This is a genomic window from Nocardiopsis endophytica, assembly GCF_027706725.1.
GTDB lineage: Bacteria > Actinomycetota > Actinomycetes > Streptosporangiales > Streptosporangiaceae > Nocardiopsis_A > Nocardiopsis_A endophytica.
Genome location: NZ_JAQFWQ010000029.1, coordinates 38,336 through 60,055, shown reverse-complemented (window position 1 = coordinate 60,055; position 21,720 = coordinate 38,336). Strand labels below are relative to the sequence as shown.

The window sequence follows — 21,720 nt, the reverse complement described above, 5'->3', positions numbered from 1 at the left end:
GTCAGGGGTCCGTGCCGTCACCGACCATCGGGACGGCGCCCTCGGCGATCTCCCGGAGGGCGGCGACGTGCTGCTCGAAGGCCGCCCGCCCGCCCGAGGTCAGGCGGAGCACGGTCCGGGGGCGCCGCCCGGCCCAGGTCTTGCCGACGTCCACGTACCCGGCCTTCTCCAGAGTGGCTACCTGCTTGGACAGCGCCGAGTCGGTGATCTCCACCGCGTCGCGCACCGCCTTGAAGTCGGCCTGCTGCACGGCGGCCAGGGCGGCGACGATGGAGAACCGCACCGGGGCGTGGATCACGTCGTCCAGCCGGGCGCGCGGGTGCCGGGTCACCGGTCCCTCCGGTTCATGCGCAGGATCCACACGATCGTGGCGGCGAACGGGAGCGCGGTCGCGATCGACATCGGGATCCACCAGGCGGGTTCGCCACGGAAGGCGGTCATGCCGACGATCATCGTCACGCCGTACAGGACGCCCCAGGCCGTCATCGTGGCCGTGTGCGCACGGAGGAACCAGGTGCCCGTCACCGGCCGGGTGACCATGTAGATGACGAGCGCCAGGATCACCCCGAGCATCACGGCCGTTGTCGTGAACACGACCGGGAGCGCGCTCTCCAGCCCGAGCAGGAAGGGCCCCAGGCCGATCGCGGCCGTGCACACAGGGATGACCGTGCCGTAGACCGCGCAGTAGACCGCGTATGAGGACGCCTTCCGGCGCATCTTCGCGGCGGCGCCCTCGGCCGCGGCGAGCGAGGCCGCGGCCTCCTCCCGGCCGATGTCCGCGCGGCCCGCGCCGCCCGGTGTCCCGTCCATCGCCCCTTCCATGGCGGATCCTCCTCCTCATCGGGGATTGGTGTTTCCATCATGGCAACTACTTTCCATTCTGGCAAGTACTTGTCGGAGAGGAAAGTATCGCCTCATCGCCCCTGTGCCCTCACTCCGCGGGAACGTGCCCCTCCCCGGACAGCAGGGCCTCCACCGCCTCCACCGGGGACTCCCCCGACGCGTCGGGGGACGAGAACATCTCCGGGAACCGCCGCTCCAGGTGGGAGGTCCAGGCCGTGGACAGCCCCGCCGCGTTCGCGCCGTGGACGTCCCAGGCGTGGGCGGTCACCAGCGCCGTCCGCGTGGGAGGGGCCCCGCACGCCTCGGCCGCCGCCCGGTAGGGGGCCGCGGCCGGCTTCCAGGCGCCGGCCGACCCGGCCTCCACCACCCCGTCCACCAGGTCGGCACACCCGCCGCGCTCCAGCAGCGCCCGCACCGTCGCGGCGTCGGCGTTGTCCAGCACCACCACCCGCGGCGCCCCGCCCGTGCGCGCCGCGCGGAGGGCCTGGGCCGCATCCGGCCGGGGCTCCAGCTCGGACAAGGCCTCGACCACCGAGTCGGCCGCCGCCCCGGCCACCTGGTGGCCGGTGATGTCGGCGAGCGCGCTCCGGGCCACCCGCCGGAACGGGGCGGAGCCGCCCGCCGCCGCGAGCGCGAATCCGTCCCGGAGGAGGTGGTCCCACCAGCGCCGCATCAGCACGCGCGGCACGCCCACCTCGCGCAGGCGCCATTCCAGCGGTTCCAGGGGGACCAGGGTGTCGAAGAGGTCGAAGGCGAACGCGGACGGCCGGGGGACGGGCATGGCGCTCCTCGGGGGGATCGGTCGTCGGCCGCGCCGCCCCCGGCGCGGCCCTCTCCGAGTGCCTACCCGCCGCCCGAACCGGCGTCCTCGTCCGTGTCCTTCTTCGCGTCCTTGCCGGCGTCCTTGCCGGTGTCCTTGTCGGCGTCCGCCTCGGAGCCCCCGCCGCCGTCCTTGCCGACGACCGGGCTGGGCTTGCAGTCGAAGCAGGTCACCACGAAGACCTGGTCGCCCCCGACGCGGCCCACGAAGCGCCCGGGCAGGCCGTCGTCGCCGTCCTCCCTGCCCGCCACCGCGGCGTACCCCATCCGGCCGGAGACCTCGGCCTGCTCCTCGTCGCGGGTCATGCCGGTGCAGGCCAGGCGCACCGTGTCGGCGTCGTCGGAACCGGTGTCGGCGGAGCACTCCAGGCGTCCGGCGATGGGGTGGCCCTTGCGGGAGAACGCGTCCTCGGCCTGCGCGCGCAGCATCGACGCCGACAGGTCGCCCGCGGCCGCGCGCGCGGTGGCGAGCTCCTCGTCGGCACCGCACCCGGCCGCCGCCCCGAGGACGGCGACGGCGGCGGCGAAGACGGCCGCGAGGGGACGGGGTCGGCGGGGCCGCATCTGCACAGGGTCCACTCCCTCACCTCAGGCGACTGGGCGTGCAGCCACTATCACGCACACCGCACGCGCGCTCACCGTCCGCCACGGGCGGGCCGGCGCAAGAGAGGGCAACGAGTACGGAACGGTCCGGCAAAGTCCCAGGTCGCAGGGGGAAACATGTGATCGGCCGGATCGCTTCGCGCCCTCTAGCGGCAGCGCCGCCGTTCCGTCGTCCCGCAGGCGCCGCGGGCTAAGGGATCGGCGGCGCCGGGGCGTCCCGCGCACCGACCCGCATTCCGGCCCGGTCCCAGGGTTGCCGCGCGCCTTCCTCCTGATAAGGATGTGTGCTCCGGAGCGGGCGCAGGGGAGGCGGCCGCAACGATGGGGAGGGACACCACCGTGGGGGAGGAACGGCTCGACATCGCACTGCCCGCCGGCGCGGACCCGCAGCGCCATGCGCGCCTTCTGCGGCGCGTGCACGAGGCGGCGCTGACCGGGGGGCGGCCGCCGGTGCCGCCGCGCCCGGTCATCGAGGACTCCTGGGAGCGGGTGCGCCGGTACGGGGTCGACCCCGACAGCGGGCGCCCCGTGCCGAGCCTGCGCGGCGAGGAGGTCGACCGGGAGCGCGGGGACAACCCGTTGGAGGAGGTGCTCCCGCTGGTCGGCTCGGCGCTGCTGGGCGCCCGGGAGGAGGCCGGGCACGTCATGCTCGTCACCGATCCGCGCGGCTTCATCCTGTGGCGGGACGGGGCGCGGGACATGCGCCGCCTGGCCGACAGCGCCGGGCTGGTGGAGGGGGCGGCCTGGGACGAGGGCTCCACCGGCACCAACGCCATCGGCACCGCGCTGGTGGTGGGGCGGCCCGTCCAGGTGTACTCGGCCGAGCACTACGTGCGCGGCCTGCACCGGCTCACCTGCGCCTGCGCGCCGGTGCGCGACCCCCGTGACGGGCGGGTGATCGGGGCGATCGACGTGACCGGGCCCGCCGCGACCGCGCACGCCTCCACCCTGGCGCTGGTCAACGCGGTGGCCCGGCTGGCCGAGTCGCACCTGCGCAGCCGGCACGACGCCAACCTGGAGCGGCTGCGCGCGGTGGCGGCGCCGCTGCTGGCGGGCATGGCCGGTCCGGCCCTGGTGGTCGACGAGAACGGGTGGACCGCGGCGGTCACCGGGACCGAGCCGGCGCGCCGCGTGCTGCTGCCCCGCCGGGTGGACGGGAACGCGGCGTGGATCCCGAACCTGGGGGAGTGCCGGCTGGAGCCGCTTCCGGGCGGGTGGCTGGTGCGCCCCAGCGCGCGCGAGGGCGCCCCGGCGTCGCAGGCCGTGCTCGACCTGCGGGGGCCGGAGCTGTCGGTGAGCGGGCCGAGCGGGAGCTGGTCGCACCGGCTGACCGTGCGCCATGCCGAGGTGCTGTTCGTCCTGGCGCGGCGCCGCCAGGGGTGCAGCGCGGCGGAGCTGTCGCAGGCCCTGTTCGGGGCGCCGGACCGGCTGGTGACGGTGCGGGCGGAGATGTCCCGGCTGCGCCGCCACCTCGGCGGGCTGCTGGAGAGCCGCCCGTACCGGTTCAGCGAGCGCGTCGACGTGCGGGTGCGGGGGGCGGACGACCCGTGCGCGCTGCCCGCCTCGCAGGCCCCGGAGATCCGGGCCGCCCGTGCGGAGGCGGCGGGACGGGGCGCGGCCCCCTAACGACAATGCGTCACCCCGCTGCAACCCGCTGCAACGTTTGCGAGGTGGGTGCGGTGGTTGATGGACTGTCATCCGTCGGCGCGCGCGGAGCGCTCGGAGGGGGAGTACCGGCCGGAGCCGGGAATGCGGCCTCCGCCCGCCGACGCGGACCCTGTCCGCCCGCGCCCGTGCCTTGAGGGGGGTTTCGGGAGTGTGCACGTGGGTGGACCTCCCAAAACGGCGGCGGTCCGGGGCTTGGGGGAGCCCCCGGGCCGCCGCCGTTCGCCATGGGTGAGGTCCGGGGCCTTACCGTGTTGATCTCGGGAAACACGGGGTTGAACCGGACACGATAAGCCCGACTTCCCCGAGATCAACACCAGCGCGCCCGCCCATCCGCGCCGGCCCTTACCGTCCCCGATCCCGGAGCAGGTCCGGCAGGTCCGCCACCGAATCCAGAACGGCGTCGGCTCCGGCCTCGCTGAGCTCCTCCTCGCCGTGGGCCCCGGTCAGCACCCCGGCCACCAGCCCCGCCCCGGCCCTTTTGCCGGTCGTGATGTCGGAGCGGGTGTCGCCCACCACCGCCACCTCGTCCACCGCGTCGGCCGCGGCGGTGCGCAGCAGCGCCGCCAGCACCAGGTCCGGATACGGGCGCCCGCGGCCCGCGTCCGCCGGGCTCAAGGCGCCGTCCACCCGGTCGCGCCAGCCCAGCGCGTCCACGATCGCGTCCCGGGTGGCCGGTGCGAACCCCGTGGTCAGCACCACCGCCCTGCCCTCCGACCGGAGCCGGGCCATCGCCTCCTCGGCCCCCGGCACGGGGGAGCAGCGGCCCTGGCCGACCGCCTCGGCATAGGCCCGCTCGAACGCCGCGTTCGCGGTCTGGGCCCGGTCCTCGTCGCCGAACAGGTCGCGGAACACCGTGATCTTCGAGGCGCCCATGGTCGCCCGCACGTACGCGCGCATCCGTGCGTGCTCCTCGCCGCCCGGGACGACCCCCGCCTCCCGCGCCGCGGCGTCGAAGGCGTGCTCGACCAGCCCCTCGTCGGCCACCGTCGTCCCGGCCATGTCGCACACCACCAGGCGGACGGTGCGCGGGGGCGCGCTGCTATCGCTTCGCATCCGGGTCACCATCCCAGCTCGTCGGCCGTGTCCTCGGCGATCGCCGGGGCACAGGTCATTCCGCGCCCGCCGGGCCCGGTCACCAGCCACACGTCCTCGGCGGCCCGCGAGCGGTGCACCACCCGGCCCGGCTCCGTGCACTGGGCGTACACCCCGGCCCACCGGCGCTCCACCCGCGGCAGCGGCCGGCCCAGCAGCTCCTCGGCGGTGCACGCCAGGTGGTCGTAGGGGGCCTCGCGCACGTCGAAGGCGAACGGCTCCTCGTACTCGTGCGTGTCGCCGATGGTCAGCCCGCCGTCCAGCCGCTGCACCATCAGCAGCTGCATCCGCTCGGCCGCGGCCACCGGGGGCTGCGGCCGCTCCTCCCGCAGCGCCTCCAGCGCCGGCCCGGCGTAGGCCGGGTAGTAGCGGAAGCTGTCGGCGTCGGCGACCGAGGTGGTCAGCGCGTCGCCGAGCGGCCCGGTCTGCATCATCTGCAGGCGCACCCTGCGCACCGGCAGGTCCGGGGCCAGCTCGCGCACCAGCCCCGACAGCGCCGCCCCCGTGGCCAGCACCACCGCGTCCCCGGCGTGCTCGCGGCCGCGGTCGTCGCGCACCCGCCCCCGGTCGGCCGAACGCGCCTCGTGCCCCGGCAGGAAGGTGTAGCGGCCGCTGCGCTCCAGCTCGGCGCGGAGCGCGGGAAGCGCCACCCGGGACTCCACGGCCGCGTCCCGCTCGCACCGCAGCGCGCCGAGCATCTTCCCGCGCAGTGCGGGGTTGGCCGCGCGCACGCGGTCCGGCTCCAGCCACTCCAGCCCCCGCTCGGCGGCGTCGGGCAGCTCCAGCGCCTGCTCGGCGACGGCGCGCTCCTCCTCGTCGCGCACCACGGTCAGCGATCCCCCGGACCGGAAGCCCACACCCGGCACCTGCGCGCCGATGGCCTCCCACAGCGCGCGGGCGCGCAGAGCGGTGCGCACCTCGGCGCCCGGCGCGCGCCCGCCGACCCACACCAGCCCGAAATTGCGCACCGAGGCGCCCCGCGCCTCGGCCTCCCGTTCCAGGTGCACCACCTCATGGCCCCGCCGCACCGCCTCCCAGGCGTGCATGGTCCCGAGGACGCCCGCTCCGACGACGATCACTCTCATGCTCATGCCCCCGACGATCCGGGCACCGGGTGGTGCGGCCGTGACACCGCCCCCACCGGAGCATGAACCGGAGGGCAATCTTGGACCAGACCCGTTATTGATCCGTTATATCGGTGGCGGCGTGCAGCTCGGCGGTGAAGCTGAACCGGTCGCCCCGGTACAGCGCGCGCACCCGCTCCACCGGCACCCCGCCGGTGTCCCGCGACACCCGGTGGACCAGCAGCATCGGCAGCGCCGGGGGAGTACCGACCAGCAGCGCCTCGCGCGGGGTCGCCAGCAGGGTCTCCACCCGCTCCTCGGCCGCGCCGAAGCGCACCCCCGCCTCCTGCCGGGCGTAGGCGTAGAACGACGCCCCCGGGTCGAAGTCGCGGTCCAGCCTCGGGAAGCGCGCCACCGGCAGGTAGACGCTCTCCAGCCCCACCCGCTCCCCGTCGGCGAGCAGCACCCGCTCCAGGTGCCACACCGACGCGTCCGCCCCCGTGGCCAGCGCCGCCCCCAGCTCCGGCCCGGCCGGCCGCCGCTCCAGCGCCACCAGGCTCCGCCCGGGCACCAGGCCGCCGCGCCGCACCCCCTCGGTGTAGCTGCGCAGCGCCAGCGGCTGGGCGAGCTTGGGGCCCGCGACGGCCGTGCCGCGCCCGCGCCGCCGCAGCCGCCCCTGGAGCAGTAGGTCGCGGACCGCCTGGCGCACCGTCTCCCGGGCGGCGCCGAACCGCTCGGCCAGCTCCCGCTCGGTGGGCAGCAGCCCGCCCTCGGGCATGTGCTCCAGCAGCCCCTCGATGGAGGTCCGCACCGCGTAGTACCGGGGCACCCGCCCGTGCTCGGGCACACCGCCGCGCACCGGCCCGTCGGGGCGGCGCACCGGCGCGTCGAGCTCGGTCACGGGGATGGGGGGCGTCGCGTCGTCGTGCACGCGGCAATCCTGGCAGAGCCCCCGGCCCGGCCGGCCCGGCCGAACGGCTAGTCTCCGCCGGTCGTGTAGTAGTCCTCCGAGGCCGCCCCCTCCTTGTCGGCGGGCAGCTCCACCACGGGGATCGGCTTGCCCTCCGGACTGCCGTCGCCGCCGGTGGAGTAGGAGAGGGTGCCCCCGGCTCCGACCACCATGTCCTCCGGGGAGGTGTTGAGCTTCTCCTGCCCGGCGATGATGGCCGGGAGCGGGAGCCCCTCGTCCTGCGCACCGCTCTCCCGGATCTCCAGGGCGGTCGCGCGCACCGACTTGGCCGCGACGGCCAGCGCGTCGTGGGCCATGGCCGCGTACCCGTCGACCAGGGTCGGCCGCGCCTCCTCGCCGGCGACCTCGATGAACGCCTCCTCGAACCGGCCGTACCCCTCGGGCGCGGAATCCGCGCCCCGCGTCCACGCCGGGTCGATGGTCGTGGCCAGGATCAGCCGGGCGTCGGCCTCCTCCAGGTCGCGCATCACCGCGTCATCGCGGGAGACCGACAGCCCGGTGGTCATGAAGGCGATGGTCAGGTCGACGTCGTTGGAGCAGTCGCGCTCCTCGGCCGCCCAGGACTCGACGAACACCGCCAGGTCGTTGGTGCGCCCGGCGAACAGGACCAGGTCGGGGGCGGCGCTGCAGATCTTGCGCGCGATCCCGGCGAACAGCCGCGGTGTGGGCGGCTTGACCAGCGATTGCCCGGTGTAGGGCTGCTGGCTGAGGCGCTCGACACCGCGGATGTCGCGGGCATAGGCGCCCCGGAGGGAGTCGACGAAGCGGTCCGGCCCCTCCTGCAGTCCGGCGTCGTCGAACACGGTCATCGCCCGGTCCAGGTCCTCCGCGGCCAGGTGCCGCGACAGCGCCTTGGTGAAGTCGGTGACGTCGGGCGTGGCGCGGACGAAGCCGGGCACGTCCTCCCGGTTGAGCTCGTCGGTGGCCGCCGCCCCGCCCACCATGGGAACGCCCGCCTCCGACAGCAGGGCCACGGAGTCCTGGGTGGCCTGCGAGCTCAGGGGCATCCCGAAGGCCGTCACCAGCGGGTGGTCGGCGTCCCTGCTCAGGGCGACGAGCTCCTCCGCGGAGTGGCGCCAGTGCTCCTGGCGGTCCCCCTCGTTGGCCAGGAGGACCTGGACGGCGGGGTAGGCGGGGTCGTAGAAGTCCCGCGACCCGTTGATCCGCTTCTGGGCGGCGAGCACCCCCCACAGGGAGCTCAGCAGCCGGGTGTGGTCGAAGGAGCGGTCGTCCTGCGGGATGAGCGGGGCGAGGAAGGCCACCTTGACGTAGTCGTCGCCGGAGGCGGCGACCTTCTCGTTCTGCTCGGCGATGCCCTCCTGGACCTCGCGGAAGTCCTCGGCGAACCGGTCGAACTCCGCGTCGGCCCCGGCGTCGTCGGCGGGGAAGGCGTTCGTGAGCGAGGCGCGCTCGGCGGGGAACAGGTAGGAGCCGTCGGTCACCCCCACGCACTCGCCGCTGACCCGGACCAGGCCGGCCTCACCGCCGCACAGCAGGCGGGGCACCGCCCACAAGGCGGCCGAGACGACGAGCACCAGGGCCAGTCCGGTGGCCGACAGGCGGAACCACCATTGCTGCCACCAGGGCGGGCGCTGCGGAGGGGTGTGCGCCGGAGTGTCGGCCTGCCGCTGTTCGGGCACGGGGACTTCCCTTCCTCTCGGTTCTTTCAGGCCCAGCCCTTCTCGGCCTCGGACTCATGGCCGTAGGAGGCCGACAGCAGGGCGCCCGGGTCGCCCGGACCGGTCTCCCGCAGCGCCGCGTACTGCCGGGCGACGTGCAGGTGCACGCGGCGCAGGCACGGGCACACGAACGGGTCGCGGGCGACGACCAGCCCGGCCAGCAGGGAGGCGACCACCGGGAGCGCCCGTCCGGGCGCCTCCGGATCGGCCGCCTGCGGGGCCGCCCCGGAGGCCAGCCGCAGGACGCGGTCGATCGGCTCCTCGCCGGGGCCGCCGTCCTCCCGCGCGGCGGCGAGCATCGGAGCGGTCGCCGCCTCCTCGACCCACGCGACCCACTCCCGGGTCCGCCCCTGGTCGCCCCCGGTCTCGTCGAGCATCCGGGCGGCCTCGGCGGCAGCGGCGGCGATCCCCTCGGCGGCCAGGGTGTGGTAGAGCAGCCCGGCCTGTGCCCCGTGGACCACGCCGTCGGAGTCCGCGCCCGCGTAGTGCTCGGCGAGCCTCTGGTGGACCCGGCGGAACAGGTGCGGCTCGCCGTTGTTGTGCGCGAGCCGCCGCTGCAGCAGGCGCCGCAGCAGCACGAAGCCGGGATCGGGCCCCCACAGCAGGTCCTTGCGGCCGGGCGTCAGCCGCGCCGCCCTGGTCTCCAGGCCGCGGGTCCCGGGGTGGAGCACCGCCTGGGCCGCGTCGCCGTCGCGGGCGGCGCTGTGCACCCACAGCGTGTGGTCCCATGTGTCGACCCGCCCGCCGAGCAGTGTGCGGCACAGCTCCTCCTCGGCCCCCGTCCGGGAGTACGGCCTGCCGTCGGGATCGAAGGGCGGAAGCAGCGTGTGCAGGTCCGGACCGGCGTGGCCCTCCGGCCAGTGCGGCCCCGGCTTCAGCGAATGCCGGGCGATCAGAGAGGCCGCTCCCGCGTGGCCGCCGACCGACCGGTGCAGGAGCAGTCCCGTCCGCTTCGCGTCGGGCCAGCGGTGGCCCACCGACCCGCTCAGCTCGGAGCAGTCCACCGGGGAGAGCAGGGGCAGCCGGTAGCAGAGCACGTCGGGCGCGCCGCCCTCACGCGGGGCCGTGGGCCCCCACAGGGCGTCCTCCGACGCGTGGACGCCCGTCCCGTTCCGGTCGCGGACCAGGACCCGGTGCCGGTCGTCCAGGGCCCCGGGGAAGAGGTCGAAGCGCGCGGTGGCGACCACGGTGAGCCGGTCGGGCCCAGCGCCCTCCCTCCGGTCCTGGCGGCGCGCCTCCAGCAGGTGGTGGAGCAGGTCCCGGCCCGGGGCGGCCTCGGCGCCGTCGATCAGCGCGACGCGGTGGTCCAGCAGGGCGCTGTGCCTGCTCCTGTTCGCGTACGAGTCCCGCAGGTCGGCGAGCAGGGCCTGGCACAGGACCGTGTCGAGCGTGCCGTCGTCGCCGCTGCCGCTGCCGCCGCCGGTCGCCCGCCGTACCGCGGCCATGCGCTCCAGCGTGGCCAGCGCCAGGTACCCGTCCGGGGCGGCGTCGTCGTCGAGGCCGGGCAGGAGCAGCCGGCGCTGCCCGAACCAGCCGAGGACCTCCTCCAGCCGGCGCCGGAAGGAGAACAGCAGGGACAGGCGCCGCGTGACCATGGAGGCGGCCGACTCGGCGGTGTACCCCAGCAGTTCGGCGGCGACCGCCACGGGGACCGAGGTGTCCGACCCGTCGGACATCCCGGCGCTGAAGCCGCCCGCCGCGGCCTTCCCGGCGATCTCCGCGAGGTGGTGGACGAGCCGGGACGCGTGGCGGGAGGAGGTGTCCAGGCGCTCGCGCGCCCGAGCGCGCATCTCCTGCTCGGCCCCGGGCCCCGCGGGGCCCCCGTCCCCGACGGTCGCGGGCACTCCGGCGGTTCCCCCCTGCCCGCCGTCCTGGGAGTCCAGGAACAGGCGTGCGGCGGCCAGACGGGGGAAGCGGAGGCGGCCGTGGTAGGTGCCGGTGCATACGGCCAGCTTGCGCGACAGGGCGAACACGGCGTCGGGGACGTCGCGCAGCCGGGCCGTCTCCATGTCGAGGAGGGCGCAGGGGACGGCGTCGCCGCGCGCGGCCGGCGACCGGCACTCCCGCTCGATCCGGGAAAGCAGGGCGCTTTTCCCGGAGGCGTGCATTCCGGTGACGACCAGAATGGGCCCCCGGGTCACGTCGATTCCGCGCACCAGGGACGGCGCATCCGTGCGCGGGGCTCTGCGGAGGTCGCCGACGATTTCGGCGGCCTCTTCACGTCCGTACAGCTTGACCTGGTCCGCGTCGGGTCGCCCCACGCCCCGGTCCTCCAGTCGGTCGCCGCGATTCCCCCCGGTCGCTGGCCACGACATTACCTGATCATTTTTGATTTCGGGTTGGAAATGGGTTGAAGGCGTTATGTGAAAGGAGTTCGTGTTGGGGGTGCGGGCATTTCATCGGGACATCGGGCGCATTCGCGTTCCCCCGGTTCCCGGCGGCGCCCGGCCCCGGCCGCCGCCCCCGCGGGCCGTCCACCCGCGCAGCGCACGTACACTGGGCCGATCGACGATCGCTCACGCGGAGGTGGATCGTGTCCTCGGATGATCCCCAACGGCAGGCGGCCCCCCGGCGGGGCTCGCGCATCGACCCCTACGTCGGCTCCTACGCCGCACGGGCCCAGGGGATGGTCGCCTCCGAAGTGCGCGCCCTGTTCGCCGTCGCCTCCCGCCCCGAGGTGGTCTCCCTGGCCGGCGGCATGCCCAACGTGAGCGCGCTGCCGCTGGACCAGGTCGGCGACATCGTCCGCCGCGTCGCCACCGAGCAGGGCGCCACCGCCCTGCAGTACGGCTCCGCCCAGGGCGACCCCGACCTGCGCGAGCGCATCTGCGAGGTCATGGCCCTGGAGGGGATCGAGGCCGCGGCCGACGACGTCATCGTCACCGTCGGCTCCCAGCAGGCCCTGGACCTGGTCACCCGGGTCTTCGTCGACCCCGGCGACGTGGTGCTGGCCGAGGCGCCCACCTACGTCACCGCCATCAACACCTTCGCCGCCTTCCAGGCCGACATCCGCCACGTGGCCATGGACGGCCTCGGCGTCGTCCCCGAGGCCCTGGAGGAGCACCTGGAGGCGCTGGCCGCCGAGGGGCGCCGCGCCAAGTTCTTCTACACCGTCCCCAACTTCCAGAACCCGGCCGGGGTGACGCTGACCGCCGAGCGCCGCCGCCGCGTCCTGGACATCTGCCACCGGCACGGGCTGCTCGTGCTGGAGGACAACCCCTACGGCCTGCTGCGCTACGAGGGCGAGGCCGAGCGGGCGCTGCGCGCCGACGCCCCCGACAACGTCATCTACCTGGGGTCCTTCTCCAAGACCCTGTCGCCGGGCTTCCGCATCGGCTGGGCGCTGGCGCCCTCGGCCGTGCGCGCCAAGCTGGTGCTGGCCGCCGAGTCGGCCATGCTCAGCCACTCCACCTTCAACCAGATGGTGGTCGGCCGCTACCTGGCCGAGCACCCCTGGCGGGAGCAGATCAAGGAGTTCAACGAGATGTACCGGGAGCGCCGCGACGCCATGCTCGCGGCGCTGGAGGCGCTCATGCCCGCCGGGGCCTCCTGGACCCGCCCCGAGGGCGGCTTCTTCGTCTGGCTCACCCTGCCCGAGGGCCTGGACTCCAAGGCGATGCTGCCCCGCGCCGTCTCCGAGCGCGTCGCCTACGTGCCCGGCACCGGCTTCTTCGCCGACGACGAGGGCCACCGCAACATGCGGCTGTCGTTCTGCTACCCCGCCCCGGCCGAGATCCGCGAGGGCGTCCGGCGGCTGGTGGGCGTCATCGAGAACGAGATGTCGCTGCGCGACACCTTCGGCACCGCCCCCTCGGCCCCGCACGGCGGCGGCGAGGCCCCGACCCCCGACCTTCCCTAGTGCACGAGAAGAAGCGGAAAGAGGACGCGACCGTGGCCGACCTGGACCGGGTGCTGGTGCTGGCCGGAGGGCTCTCCCCCGAGCACGAGGTGAGCGTCCGCTCCGGGCGCCGCGTGGCCGAGTCCCTGCGCCGCCTGGACATCGAGGTGCAGACCGCCGACGTGGACTCCGCCCTGCTGGGGCGCCTGTCCTCCGACCCGCCGCAGGCGGTCTTCCCGGTGCTGCACGGCGCCCCCGGTGAGGACGGGGTCGTGCGCGAGGTCCTGGAGGTCAGCGGCGTCCCCTACGTGGGCGCGCGCCCCGACGCCTGCCGCCGCGCCTACGCCAAGCCGGTCGCCAAGGCGCTGGTGGAGGCGCGCGGGGTCGCGGTGCCGCGCGGGGTGGCGCTGCCCAAGGCCGCGTTCCGGGACCTGGGCGCGCGCGAGCTGGTCGACCGCATCGCCGCCGCCCTGGGCCTGCCGCTGTTCGTCAAGCCCGACCAGGGCGGGTCGGCGTTCGGGGCCGCCACGGTCGACACCGCCGACGCGCTGTCCTCGGCGCTGGTGAACTGCTTCGCCTACGGGGACACGGCCCTGGTGGAGGAGCGCATCGCGGGCACCGAGGTGGCCGTCTCGGTGGTGGACACCGGGGACGGGCCCACGGCGCTGCCGCCGGTGGAGATCGTGCCCGACGGGGGCGTCTACGACTACGCCGCCCGCTACACCGCCGGGCGCACGGAGTTCTTCGCCCCGGCGCGCCTGGAGGCCCCGGTGATGGAGGCCGCCAAGGAGGCGGCCCTGACCGCGCACGGCGCGCTGGGCCTGCGCGACCTGTCCCGCACGGACATGATCGTGGAGGAGTCGGGCCGCGTGGTCTTCCTGGAGGCCAACGTCGCCCCGGGGATGATGGAGACGTCCCTGTTCCCGATGGCCGTAGAGGCCGCGGGGATGGACTTCGCCGTAGTGTGCCGGGAACTGGCACACAGGGCGATGCTGCGGGGCTGAGCCCGAGGGCGCTCACGCGGCGCCGCGCACGGTGGATCCGCTCGTGCGGTGCGCGGGCGCCGTCGGTCTTGCGGGGCTAGGCGCGTCGGCGCCCCAGAACTGTGAGGGGGTCTCGTGCTCGCGCCACAGCGCGGGGCGGGCCTGCCGGGCGCATGTGAGCGGTCCTCCTGCGGTAAGCGGAGGTGCGCGACCCCCGGATGCGAGGGCCGCGCACCGTCACCTCACGCCAGCGCGCGCTCCAGGGCGTCGCGCACCGTGTCCCTCAGCAGCGTCGCCTTGTACCGGGTGCCCGGAAGCGGCGAGCACTGGCCCGGCAGGCCCTCCACCGCCTTGGCCGCCTCGGACGGGTCGGCGGGCGCCCCTTCGAGGGCCGCCTCCACCTCGCCCAGGCGGACCGGGGTGCGGGCCACCGCCCCCGCCGCGACCGCCACCCGGGCGACCCGGCCGCCGGCGCCGTCCTCGCGCACCACCCGGGCCACCGCCTCCACCAGCGGCCACTCCGCGCGCGAGCGCCCCGTCGCCCTGACATAGGCGGCCGTCTCCCCGGGCTCGGGCGCCGGGAGCTCGACCGCCGCCAGCACCTCGCCCGGCTCCAGCACGTGGTCCCGGGTCCCGTCGGCGGGGTCGTACAGCTCCCGGACCGGCCGCGACCCCGGCTCCGAGCGCCCGTCGGCGGTCTCCACCCGCGCGCCGTACGCCAGCAGCGCCACCGCCAGCGACGACGCGTGCGGTGCGACGCACGGCGAGGTGTCGAACACGACGCCGCCCCGGTGGTCACCGGCCCGCGCCGGACACGAATCGCCGCCGTCCTGGTGGCAGGAGAACGCCGGGTTGCGGAAGTACCAGCAGCGGTTGCGCTGCAGCAGGTTCCCGCCCAGCGTGGCCGCGTTGCGGATCTGCGGCGTGGCCAGCGCCCGCGCCGTGGCGGTGAGCGCCGGGTAGGCCGCCCCCAGCACCGGGTCCGCGGCGATCTCGGCGACCGTCGTCAGCGCCCCGATGCGGGCGCCCCCCTCCGGCCCCCAGGCCACCCCGCGCAGCCCCTCCAGGCCGCCCAGGTCGGCGAACGGCCCGGCGTCCAGCCCGGCCCGCAGCCGCGCCATGGTGTCGGTTCCCCCGGCCCGCGCCTCGGCTCCCGAGCGCAGCTCGGCGGCCAGACGGGCGAGGTCGTCGGTGCTCACAGTGCTCATCGCTGCAGTCCCTCCAGCAGTCGGTCCGGGCGCACGGGCAGGTCGAGGGGGCGGTGGCCGACGGCGTCGCGCACCGCGTTGGCCACCGATGCGGCCACCCCGACGGTGGAGACCTCGCCCAGGCCCACACCGCCGCCGGGCACGTGATCCCAGCCCTCCTGGTGGAAGTACACCTCGATCTCCGGGGTGTCGCCGATCCCCGGCAGCCGGTAGTCCTCCAGGTTGTCGCTGAGCGTCCGGCCGGTGGCCGGGTCGGTCACCCGCTGCTCGTACAGCGCGTACCCGATGCCCTGGACCACCCCGCCGTGCGCCTGGTTGCGGGCCTGGGCCTCGGCGTAGATCCGCCCGGCGGCGATCCCCGCCCAGCAGCGCAGCGGCCGCACCCGCCCCAGCAGGGTGTCCACCTCCACCTCCATCACGTGCACCGCCCCCGCGAGGCCCCGGCCCAGGGCCATCTCCGCGTTGTTGAAGGGCGGGGTCAGGAACCCCCTGCGGTCCCGGGCGCGCGTGCCCGTGGTGCGCAGGCCCTCGGCCGCCTTCAGGTTCTCCCTGGAGGAGGCGGGGCCGCCGTCGGCCGCCGCGCGCAGCCGCTCGCCCAGGCGGCGGGCGGCGTCGGCCGCCGCGGGCGCCACCGACGTCGTCGTCCGGCTGCCGAACGACCCGGGGCCGGGTACCGGGCCGCTGTCCCCGGTCTCCACCCGAACCTGGTCGGCGTCCAGGTCCAGCTCCTCGCGCACGACCCGCGCCAGTACGGTGCGCACGCCGGTGCCGATGTCCTGGGTGGAGGTGCGCACGACCACGCACCCGTCCTCCACCACCAGCTCCACCTGGGCGCTCGGGTCGAGCAGGTAGGGCCAGTTGGAGACGGCCACGCCCGCGCCGCGCCGGAACCGGCCGGAGCGCGGCCCGCGCTCACGGTCGCGCCACATCGGCAGGGCCGCGGCGCGCTCGTACAGGGCGGCCCGCTTGGGGTTGCCGTCCCACCGCTGCCGCAGGGCGATCGGGTCCTCGCCCAGGCGCAGCGCCATCTCGTCGACCGCCTGCTCCAGCGCCCAGGCCAGCGGCGGACCGCCGGGGCCGCGGAACGGCAGGCCCGGCGGGCGGTTGGTGACCACGTCGAAGTCGCGCAGGCGGCGCGGGGCGCGGCCGTAGATGAACATGCCGTGCACGGCCACGGCCGACCCGATGGACACCCCGCCGTCGCCCCAGGCGTCGATGGACAGCGCCGACAGGTCCCCCTTCTCGTCGGCGAGCATCGCCAGCCGGGTGCGGGTGCCCGGCCGGTTCCCGGCGTCGGTCAGCTCCTCGGAGCGGTCGAAGACCAGGCGGACCGGTGCGCCGGCCAGGCGGGACAGCTCCACGGCGGCGATGGACTCGGTGCTCAGCGCCGACTTGGAGCCGAACCCGCCGCCGACGTGCTCGGCGCGGACGTGCACCCGCTCGGGGTCCAGGTCCCAGTGCTCGGCCGCGGCCTTGGCCACACCCCGCACGTACTGGGTGGACACGTTCAGGTACAGGTCGCCGCCCTCCCAGCGGGCGACGCAGGCGTGCGGCTCCAGGGCCGTGTGCACCTGCACCGCGGTGCTGAACTCGGCGGAGAACAGCAGCCGGTCGCCGCGCGCGTGGGCGTCGTTGAGGCGCTTGACGGCGGTGCCGCGGCGGAACCCGAGGTTCAGCGGCCCGCGCCGGTTGCCCCGCCACGCGCCGGGCGTCATGCCGCCCTCATTGCTGGAGGGCGCGGCCGCTTGCTCCTCCTTCCCGGAGTAGACCAGGGGCGCCCCCGGCGCGGTGGCCGCGCCGGTGTCGAGGACGGCCGGGAGCTCCCGGTAGTCGACGCGAACCCGGGCTGCGGCCTCCCGCGCCTCGGCGCGGGTGGGGGCGGCGACCGCGGCCACCGGCTGGCCCGCGTAGCGCACGGTCCGGTCGTCGGGCAGCAGGTCGACGTGGACCGCCCCGGCGGCGTCGATGCGCTCCACACGGGCGTGGGCCCGGTCCGAGCGCACCACCACCGCCTCCCAGCACCCCTCGGGGCGGACGTCGGTGGTGTAGCGGGCGCGGCCGGTGACCTTGTCGGCGGCGTCGGCGCGGACCCCGCCGTCGGCGCCGGGGGAGGGGGAGTCCTCGTCGAAGCGCCCGGCGCACGCGGATGCGACGGCCGCGTAGATCCCCTCGTAGGCCCCGCACCGGCACAGGTGGCCGGAGAGGACGTCGGCGATGGCGGAGCGGTCCGGCTCAGTGGTCCCGTGCTCGGCCCGCCACCGGTCGTGGAAGGCGGCGGCCTCGACGACGAAGCCGGGTGTGCAGTAGCCGCACTGCAGGGCGTCGTGGGCGGCGAAGGCGCGCTGCACGGGGTGGCGCCCCTCCAGGCCCTCGACGGTGGTGACCGAGCGGCCCTCCAGCGCGGTGGAGGGCAGCAGGCAGGAGGCGGTGGGCGCCCCGTCGACGAGGACGGTGCAGGCCCCGCATACCCCTTGGCCGCAGGCGATCTTGGCCCCCGTCAGGCCGAGCTCCTCGCGGAGGGTCTCGGCCGCGGCGTCGTCGGGGGCCGGGTGGACGGTGGTGTGCTCGCCGTTGACTGTGGTGTCCAAGGCGTCGCTCCCCGGAGAGATTGAGTTGACGCCGTCAACCTAGGAGGGTGAGTTGACGATGTCAACGCCGTCTCTTACGGTTCTCGCGTGATTCCTGGTCGGACGCCCGATACGCGCGAGCGGCTCATCCGCGCCGCCTGGGACCTGCTCGGCGAGGGCGGCCCCGGCGCGGTCACGCTGCGCGGAGTGGGCGCGCGGGTCGGGGTCTCGCGGACGGCGCCCTACCGCCACTTCGCCGACAAGGACGCGCTGCTGCGCGCCGTCGCCGAACAGGCCTTCCGCGCCTTGGGCGACCGTATGCGCACGGCGGCCCGGGAAGCGGACGACACGCCGTCGGTGCTGCGGGTCGTGCTGCTGGCCTACATCGACTTCGCCTCCGAGCACACCGAGCAGTACCGGCTGATGTTCGGCGAGTGGGTGATCGCCCAGAAGCGGGCCGAAGGCGACGCCGGCGGGCCCCTGCACACGGCGGCGCTCTCGCTGTTCGAGCTGTGCGCGGGGATGCTGGCGCAGGGGCAGCGCGAGGGGGTGATCCGCCAGGGCGACCCGGCGGACCTGGCGCTGCTGACCTGGTCGACGGTGCACGGGCTGATGACCTTCGCCCTGTCGGGCCACCTGGAGGCCAAGGAGCGCGGAGCGCGCACCGAGGTCGAGCGCCTCGTGGGCGAGGTCGTGGAGGGACTGATGGCCAGGCGGGGGAATTAGGGGGCTCCCAGGGGGTCCTTGCCACTCGCGGTGAAGTGTCGCGGTGACGTGGTCCGCCCCGGCGGACGTCGTCGGCGCCGTCGCCCCTCCGGCACCATCGACGACGGGACCGGCAGGTACCCCGCTCACGGCCCCCGGCCGGGCGGCGACCTGGCGGAGTGAGGCGTGGAGGGCGGCGACGACGCAGGTGGGCGGCCCTTCCGGCAGCGTTGTCGGGCATGGCGCGTGTGCGTGGTCGCCGTGGTGGGCGGCGACGGCGAAAGGTCCGGCGGTTCCCCGGCCCTGCCTGCCGGGTGCGAGGCCCCTCGCGGTCCGGGTGCGCGGGCGGCCGAGCTGGTACCCCGCTCACGGACCCCGGCCGGACGGCGGCCCTCGGCGCCCCCTGCTCGTTGATCTCGGGAAAAATGACGCTACCGGGCCGGTTTTAGCGTCCTTTTCCCCGAGATCAACGAGGGAGCGGCGTTGCAGGGGCGCGCTGTTGTTGATCTCGGGAAACTCGGGGTTATCGTGTCCGTTTTAACCCCGACTTCCCCGAGATCAACGCGGAGGGGGCCGTCCGGGCGGCGCATACCTGGCATAACGGGCAACGGGTGAGGGGGTGGGCATCCTGTGTCGTGAAATCGACGCTTTCATGCAGATTAGGTGTCGATTTCACCACCCAAGATGACCCACGCATCCCCTTCCCGCCCCCTTCGGCGATGATCTCGACAAGAGTGCTGTCATTCCGGCGGTTTTGACAGCACTCTTGTCGAGATCATCGCCAGGAAAGGGGCACCGGGGCGGCGGTCGCCACGAACGCGCTCAGCCATGCACCCACCCGGTCGCGCCGCCTTCCTGGGCCACCCGGGGCCTGTCGGACGGCAGGCAGGGCCGGGGAACCGGCCGGAGCTCTCCGTCGCTGCTCATCGCGGCGACCACGCACACGCGCCGCGCCCGACAGTGCTGCCGGAAGGGCTGCTGACCTTCGTCGTCGCCGCCTTCCTCCCTGCGCCCCGCCGACCCTCCGCCCGGCCGGGGTCCTTGAGTGGGGTACCTGCCCAGCCGCTCACCTGGACCGCGAGGGGCTCCGCGCCCGGCAGGCAGGGTCGGGGAACCGGCTGGCTCTCTCCGTCGCTGCCCATCACGGCGACCACGCACACGCGCCGCGCCCGGCAGGCAGGGCCGGGGAATCGACCGGCTCTCTCCGTCGCCGCCCTCCACGCCACACCCCGCCAGGCCGCCGCCCGGCCGGAGACCCTGAGCGGGGTACCTGCCCAGCCGCCCGCTCACCCGGACCGTGAAGGGCCTCGCGCCCGGCAGGCAGGGGTGGGGAGGTGCCCCCTCTTGTCGTCGCTGCTCATCGCGGCGACCACTCGTACGCCGGTCCATGGCCGACCCGGGGCGGGGTCTGCTTCGATTTGTACGTAATTACGTAAGTCCGTAGTATCGAAGCGTGGAGAACCGCGAGGAGCACATCGAGGAGCGGCTGGCCGAGCTGGAGGAGCGGGTCCGGCTGCTGGAGCGGGCTGCGGAGTACGGCGCCGACGAAGCGGGCGGCGGTCCGGACAGCGAGTCGGCTCGAGATTCGGACAGCAAGCCGGTTCGAGAGCCGGACAGCGAGCCGGCCGGCGAGGTCTTCTGGGCCCTGAACCGTCTCAAGGCGATGGCCGACCCCGACCGCGGGGCCGTGCTGTTCACCGGGCAGGTGCCGCTTCCCACCGGCGAGAACTACGAGTGGCAGATGGCGGCCGAGGCGGTGGAGCTGCTCCAGTCCGACTGGACCGAGGCCGCCTCCTCCATCGAGGCCCTGGGGCACCCGGTCCGGCTCACCCTGCTGCAGCGGGTCCTGTCGGGGGTCGGCGACACCGCCGCCCTTAAGGAGGACCCCGAGCTCGGTACGACCGGCCAGCTCTACCACCACCTGCGCCGGCTCACCGCCGACGGGTGGCTGCGCTCGGCCGGGCGCGGGCGCTACCGGGTGCCGCCCGAGCGCATCGTGCCGCTCCTGACGATGCTGATGGCCGCGCGGCGCTGACCGCGCGGGGGACGGAGGCTGCGATGCAGTGGACGGGGACGGAACAGGCAGGACACGGCGCACCGGCGGAAGGCCCCGGTCCGGCGCCGAGGGCGAGTGGCCCGCGGAAGGCCGTGGCGGTGGCCGCCGCGGTCGGCGTGGCCGCTGCCATCGGCGCCTACCTGGTGTTCCCGGTGACGCCGCCGGTGGAGCGGAACGTCTCCGGGGACGAGGAGGTCGCCGAAGCGGTGCTGGCCGAGCTCCCGCGCGGGTCGGCGGTCGGCGTGTCGGTGCTTCTGGAGGAGGACGGGCAGGCGCGCACCGCGCAACTGGGCACCCGCGGCGACGGCGCGCCGGTGGGGGAGGGGACGCGGTTCGAGACCGGGTCCCTGCAGAAGGTGGTCACCGCCCGGCTCCTCGCGCAGATGGTGGAGGACGGCGACGTCGGCCTGGACACCACCCTCGGCGAGATCTGGCCGGACGTGGACTTCGCGGACCGGGCCGTCGCCGACACCACCCTGGAGAGCCTGGCCACGCACACCTCCGGGCTGCCGCCCCTGCCCATCGGATCGGACCCGGGCATGACCCGGTCCATACTGGCCGCCAACTTCTTCGGCGCCGACCCGTACGGGCGGACGGGCTCCCCGGTCCAGGCCGCGGCGTCCATGGAGAACAGCGGCGCGGCACCGGATTCCCCCTACGTCTACTCCAACTTCGGGTTCGCCCTGCTCGGCGAGGCGCTGGGCGAGGTGGCGGGGACGGACTACCGGACGGCGGTCACCGAGCGGGTCCTCGAGCCGCTCGGCATGGACGCGACGGTGGTGCACGTCCCGGAGGACGGCCCCGAACCCCCGGATGGGGTGGCGCTGCCGTTCCGGGCCGCGTCCTCGCCGGCCGTGCAGTGGAGGGTGGGCCGCTTCGCGCCGGCGGGCGTGGGGACGTGGAGCACCCCGGGGGATCTGCACCGGTTCCTGGGCGCGGCCCAGGACACCGGCGACCCGGTCACCGAGCTCACCCACGAGCCGCACGAGACCGAGGGCGGTGTCGCCGAAGAGGGGTTCGACGAGCGGTCCGGGCTGGCCTGGGTGCTGTGGAACGTCGACGGGACCGAGGTGGCCTGGCACAACGGCGCCACGAGCGGGGTGCGGACGTTCATGGCGCACACCGACGACGGCCGTTCGGTGGTCGTGATGGCGAACTCGGCTGAGGCGCCCGCCGAGCGGATCGGCTTCGCGCTGCTGGGGATGGGCGCCACGCCCTTCGCCGACGACGGCGAGGGCGGGGTCTCCGCCTACTGGGGCGCCGGGATCGGAGTCTTCCTGGCCGTGCTGGTCCCCCTGTTCACCCTGGTGCGGATCGCCCGGGGCCGTCTCCTGCGGGTGCGGTTGGCGCGGGTGAACACGGTCGCCGAGCTGGCGGTGTCGGTAGCGGCCTGGGCGTGGGCGTTCGTCCTCGGGGACTGGGGGACGGTGCCCCCGGCGGTGTGGGCGCTGGGCGGAGGCCTGATCGCGGCATCGCTGGTCACGGCCGGGTTCCGGTGGCGGGAGACGGGCGGCCCCGGCGCGACCCCGGCCCGGTGGTACTCGTGGATCATGCCGGCGGTGAACGTGGTCTTCGCGGCGCTGGTCCTGTGGGGCACGGCGATCGCGCTCGGGCAGATGCCGTGA

General features: G+C 75.2%; 17 protein-coding genes. 6 read left to right on the top strand and 11 right to left on the bottom strand.

Translation table 11 applies throughout. The annotated features are described in order from the left end of the window. Window position 1: 1 nt before the first annotated feature. The 4 genes from O4J56_RS12455 to O4J56_RS12440 all read right to left on the bottom strand — a co-directional run bounded on the left by O4J56_RS12455 (window position 2) and on the right by O4J56_RS12440 (window position 2,226). Entirely contained in the window at window positions 2-331 is a 330-nt protein-coding gene (locus tag O4J56_RS12455) for a winged helix-turn-helix domain-containing protein (protein ID WP_270685898.1), read from the bottom strand. Continuing rightward, entirely contained in the window at window positions 328-810 is a 483-nt protein-coding gene (locus O4J56_RS12450; protein WP_270685897.1) for a hypothetical protein, read from the bottom strand. Before O4J56_RS12450 ends, O4J56_RS12455 begins: the two co-directional genes overlap by 4 nt. Before the next feature lie 121 nt (window positions 811-931). Next, the gene (locus O4J56_RS12445) at window positions 932-1,624 is read right to left on the bottom strand and encodes an HAD family hydrolase (RefSeq protein WP_270685896.1); all 693 of its coding nucleotides are present in this window, start codon (window positions 1,622-1,624) and stop codon (window positions 932-934) included. Window positions 1,625-1,686: 62 nt separating this feature from the next. Next, entirely contained in the window at window positions 1,687-2,226 is a 540-nt protein-coding gene (locus O4J56_RS12440) for a hypothetical protein (RefSeq protein ID WP_270685895.1), read from the bottom strand. A gap of 360 nt (window positions 2,227-2,586) precedes the next feature. On the opposite strand from O4J56_RS12440, the gene O4J56_RS12435 reads away from it, so the two are divergent. Continuing rightward, window positions 2,587-3,891 carry a GAF domain-containing protein gene (locus tag O4J56_RS12435; RefSeq protein ID WP_270685894.1) on the top strand — a complete coding sequence of 435 codons (1,305 nt, stop codon included), beginning with the start codon at window positions 2,587-2,589 and terminating at the stop codon, window positions 3,889-3,891. A gap of 384 nt (window positions 3,892-4,275) precedes the next feature. Here O4J56_RS12435 and O4J56_RS12430 read toward each other — a convergent pair whose 3' ends face one another. The 5 genes from O4J56_RS12430 to O4J56_RS12410 all read right to left on the bottom strand — a co-directional run bounded on the left by O4J56_RS12430 (window position 4,276) and on the right by O4J56_RS12410 (window position 10,999). Beyond that, window positions 4,276-4,986: a phosphonatase-like hydrolase gene (locus O4J56_RS12430; protein ID WP_270685893.1), complete on the bottom strand. Its 711-nt coding sequence runs from the start codon at window positions 4,984-4,986 to the stop codon at window positions 4,276-4,278. Between the two features lie 5 nt (window positions 4,987-4,991). After that, window positions 4,992-6,110, bottom strand: a complete 1,119-nt coding sequence (locus O4J56_RS12425; protein WP_270685908.1) for a TIGR03364 family FAD-dependent oxidoreductase — start codon at window positions 6,108-6,110, stop codon at window positions 4,992-4,994. A 94-nt stretch (window positions 6,111-6,204) separates the two neighbouring features. Next, window positions 6,205-6,948 carry a GntR family transcriptional regulator gene (locus tag O4J56_RS12420; RefSeq protein ID WP_270685907.1) on the bottom strand — a complete coding sequence of 248 codons (744 nt, stop codon included), beginning with the start codon at window positions 6,946-6,948 and terminating at the stop codon, window positions 6,205-6,207. 119 nt (window positions 6,949-7,067) lie between these two features. Continuing rightward, the gene (locus O4J56_RS12415; protein ID WP_270685892.1) at window positions 7,068-8,699 is read right to left on the bottom strand and encodes an ABC transporter substrate-binding protein; all 1,632 of its coding nucleotides are present in this window, start codon (window positions 8,697-8,699) and stop codon (window positions 7,068-7,070) included. A 26-nt stretch (window positions 8,700-8,725) separates the two neighbouring features. Next, window positions 8,726-10,999, bottom strand: coding sequence for a hypothetical protein (locus O4J56_RS12410; protein WP_270685891.1), 2,274 nt, complete (start codon window positions 10,997-10,999; stop codon window positions 8,726-8,728). Window positions 11,000-11,364: 365 nt separating this feature from the next. Between O4J56_RS12410 and O4J56_RS12405 the strand changes: the two genes are divergently transcribed. After that, window positions 11,365-12,597 (top strand): aminotransferase-like domain-containing protein, encoded by a 1,233-nt coding sequence (locus O4J56_RS12405; protein ID WP_270685906.1) that lies wholly within the window; start codon window positions 11,365-11,367, stop codon window positions 12,595-12,597. Window positions 12,598-12,629: 32 nt separating this feature from the next. Continuing rightward, the gene (locus O4J56_RS12400; RefSeq protein ID WP_270685890.1) at window positions 12,630-13,580 is read left to right on the top strand and encodes a D-alanine--D-alanine ligase family protein; all 951 of its coding nucleotides are present in this window, start codon (window positions 12,630-12,632) and stop codon (window positions 13,578-13,580) included. A gap of 221 nt (window positions 13,581-13,801) precedes the next feature. Here the strand turns inward: O4J56_RS12400 and O4J56_RS12395 are convergent, their stop codons facing one another. Both O4J56_RS12395 and O4J56_RS12390 read right to left on the bottom strand, forming a co-directional pair. Continuing rightward, on the bottom strand, window positions 13,802-14,767 hold the full coding sequence (locus tag O4J56_RS12395; protein WP_270685889.1) for an FAD binding domain-containing protein: 966 nt from the start codon (window positions 14,765-14,767) through the stop codon (window positions 13,802-13,804). Further along, entirely contained in the window at window positions 14,764-17,355 is a 2,592-nt protein-coding gene (locus O4J56_RS12390) for a molybdopterin-dependent oxidoreductase (RefSeq protein WP_270685888.1), read from the bottom strand. Before O4J56_RS12390 ends, O4J56_RS12395 begins: the two co-directional genes overlap by 4 nt. Before the next feature lie 87 nt (window positions 17,356-17,442). On the opposite strand from O4J56_RS12390, the gene O4J56_RS12385 reads away from it, so the two are divergent. The 3 genes from O4J56_RS12385 to O4J56_RS12375 all read left to right on the top strand — a co-directional run bounded on the left by O4J56_RS12385 (window position 17,443) and on the right by O4J56_RS12375 (window position 21,720). Beyond that, on the top strand, window positions 17,443-18,060 hold the full coding sequence (locus tag O4J56_RS12385) for a TetR/AcrR family transcriptional regulator (protein WP_270685887.1): 618 nt from the start codon (window positions 17,443-17,445) through the stop codon (window positions 18,058-18,060). Window positions 18,061-19,492: 1,432 nt separating this feature from the next. Continuing rightward, the gene (locus tag O4J56_RS12380) at window positions 19,493-20,074 is read left to right on the top strand and encodes an ArsR/SmtB family transcription factor (RefSeq protein ID WP_270685886.1); all 582 of its coding nucleotides are present in this window, start codon (window positions 19,493-19,495) and stop codon (window positions 20,072-20,074) included. A 113-nt stretch (window positions 20,075-20,187) separates the two neighbouring features. Beyond that, window positions 20,188-21,720: a serine hydrolase domain-containing protein gene (locus tag O4J56_RS12375; RefSeq protein WP_270685885.1), complete on the top strand. Its 1,533-nt coding sequence runs from the start codon at window positions 20,188-20,190 to the stop codon at window positions 21,718-21,720.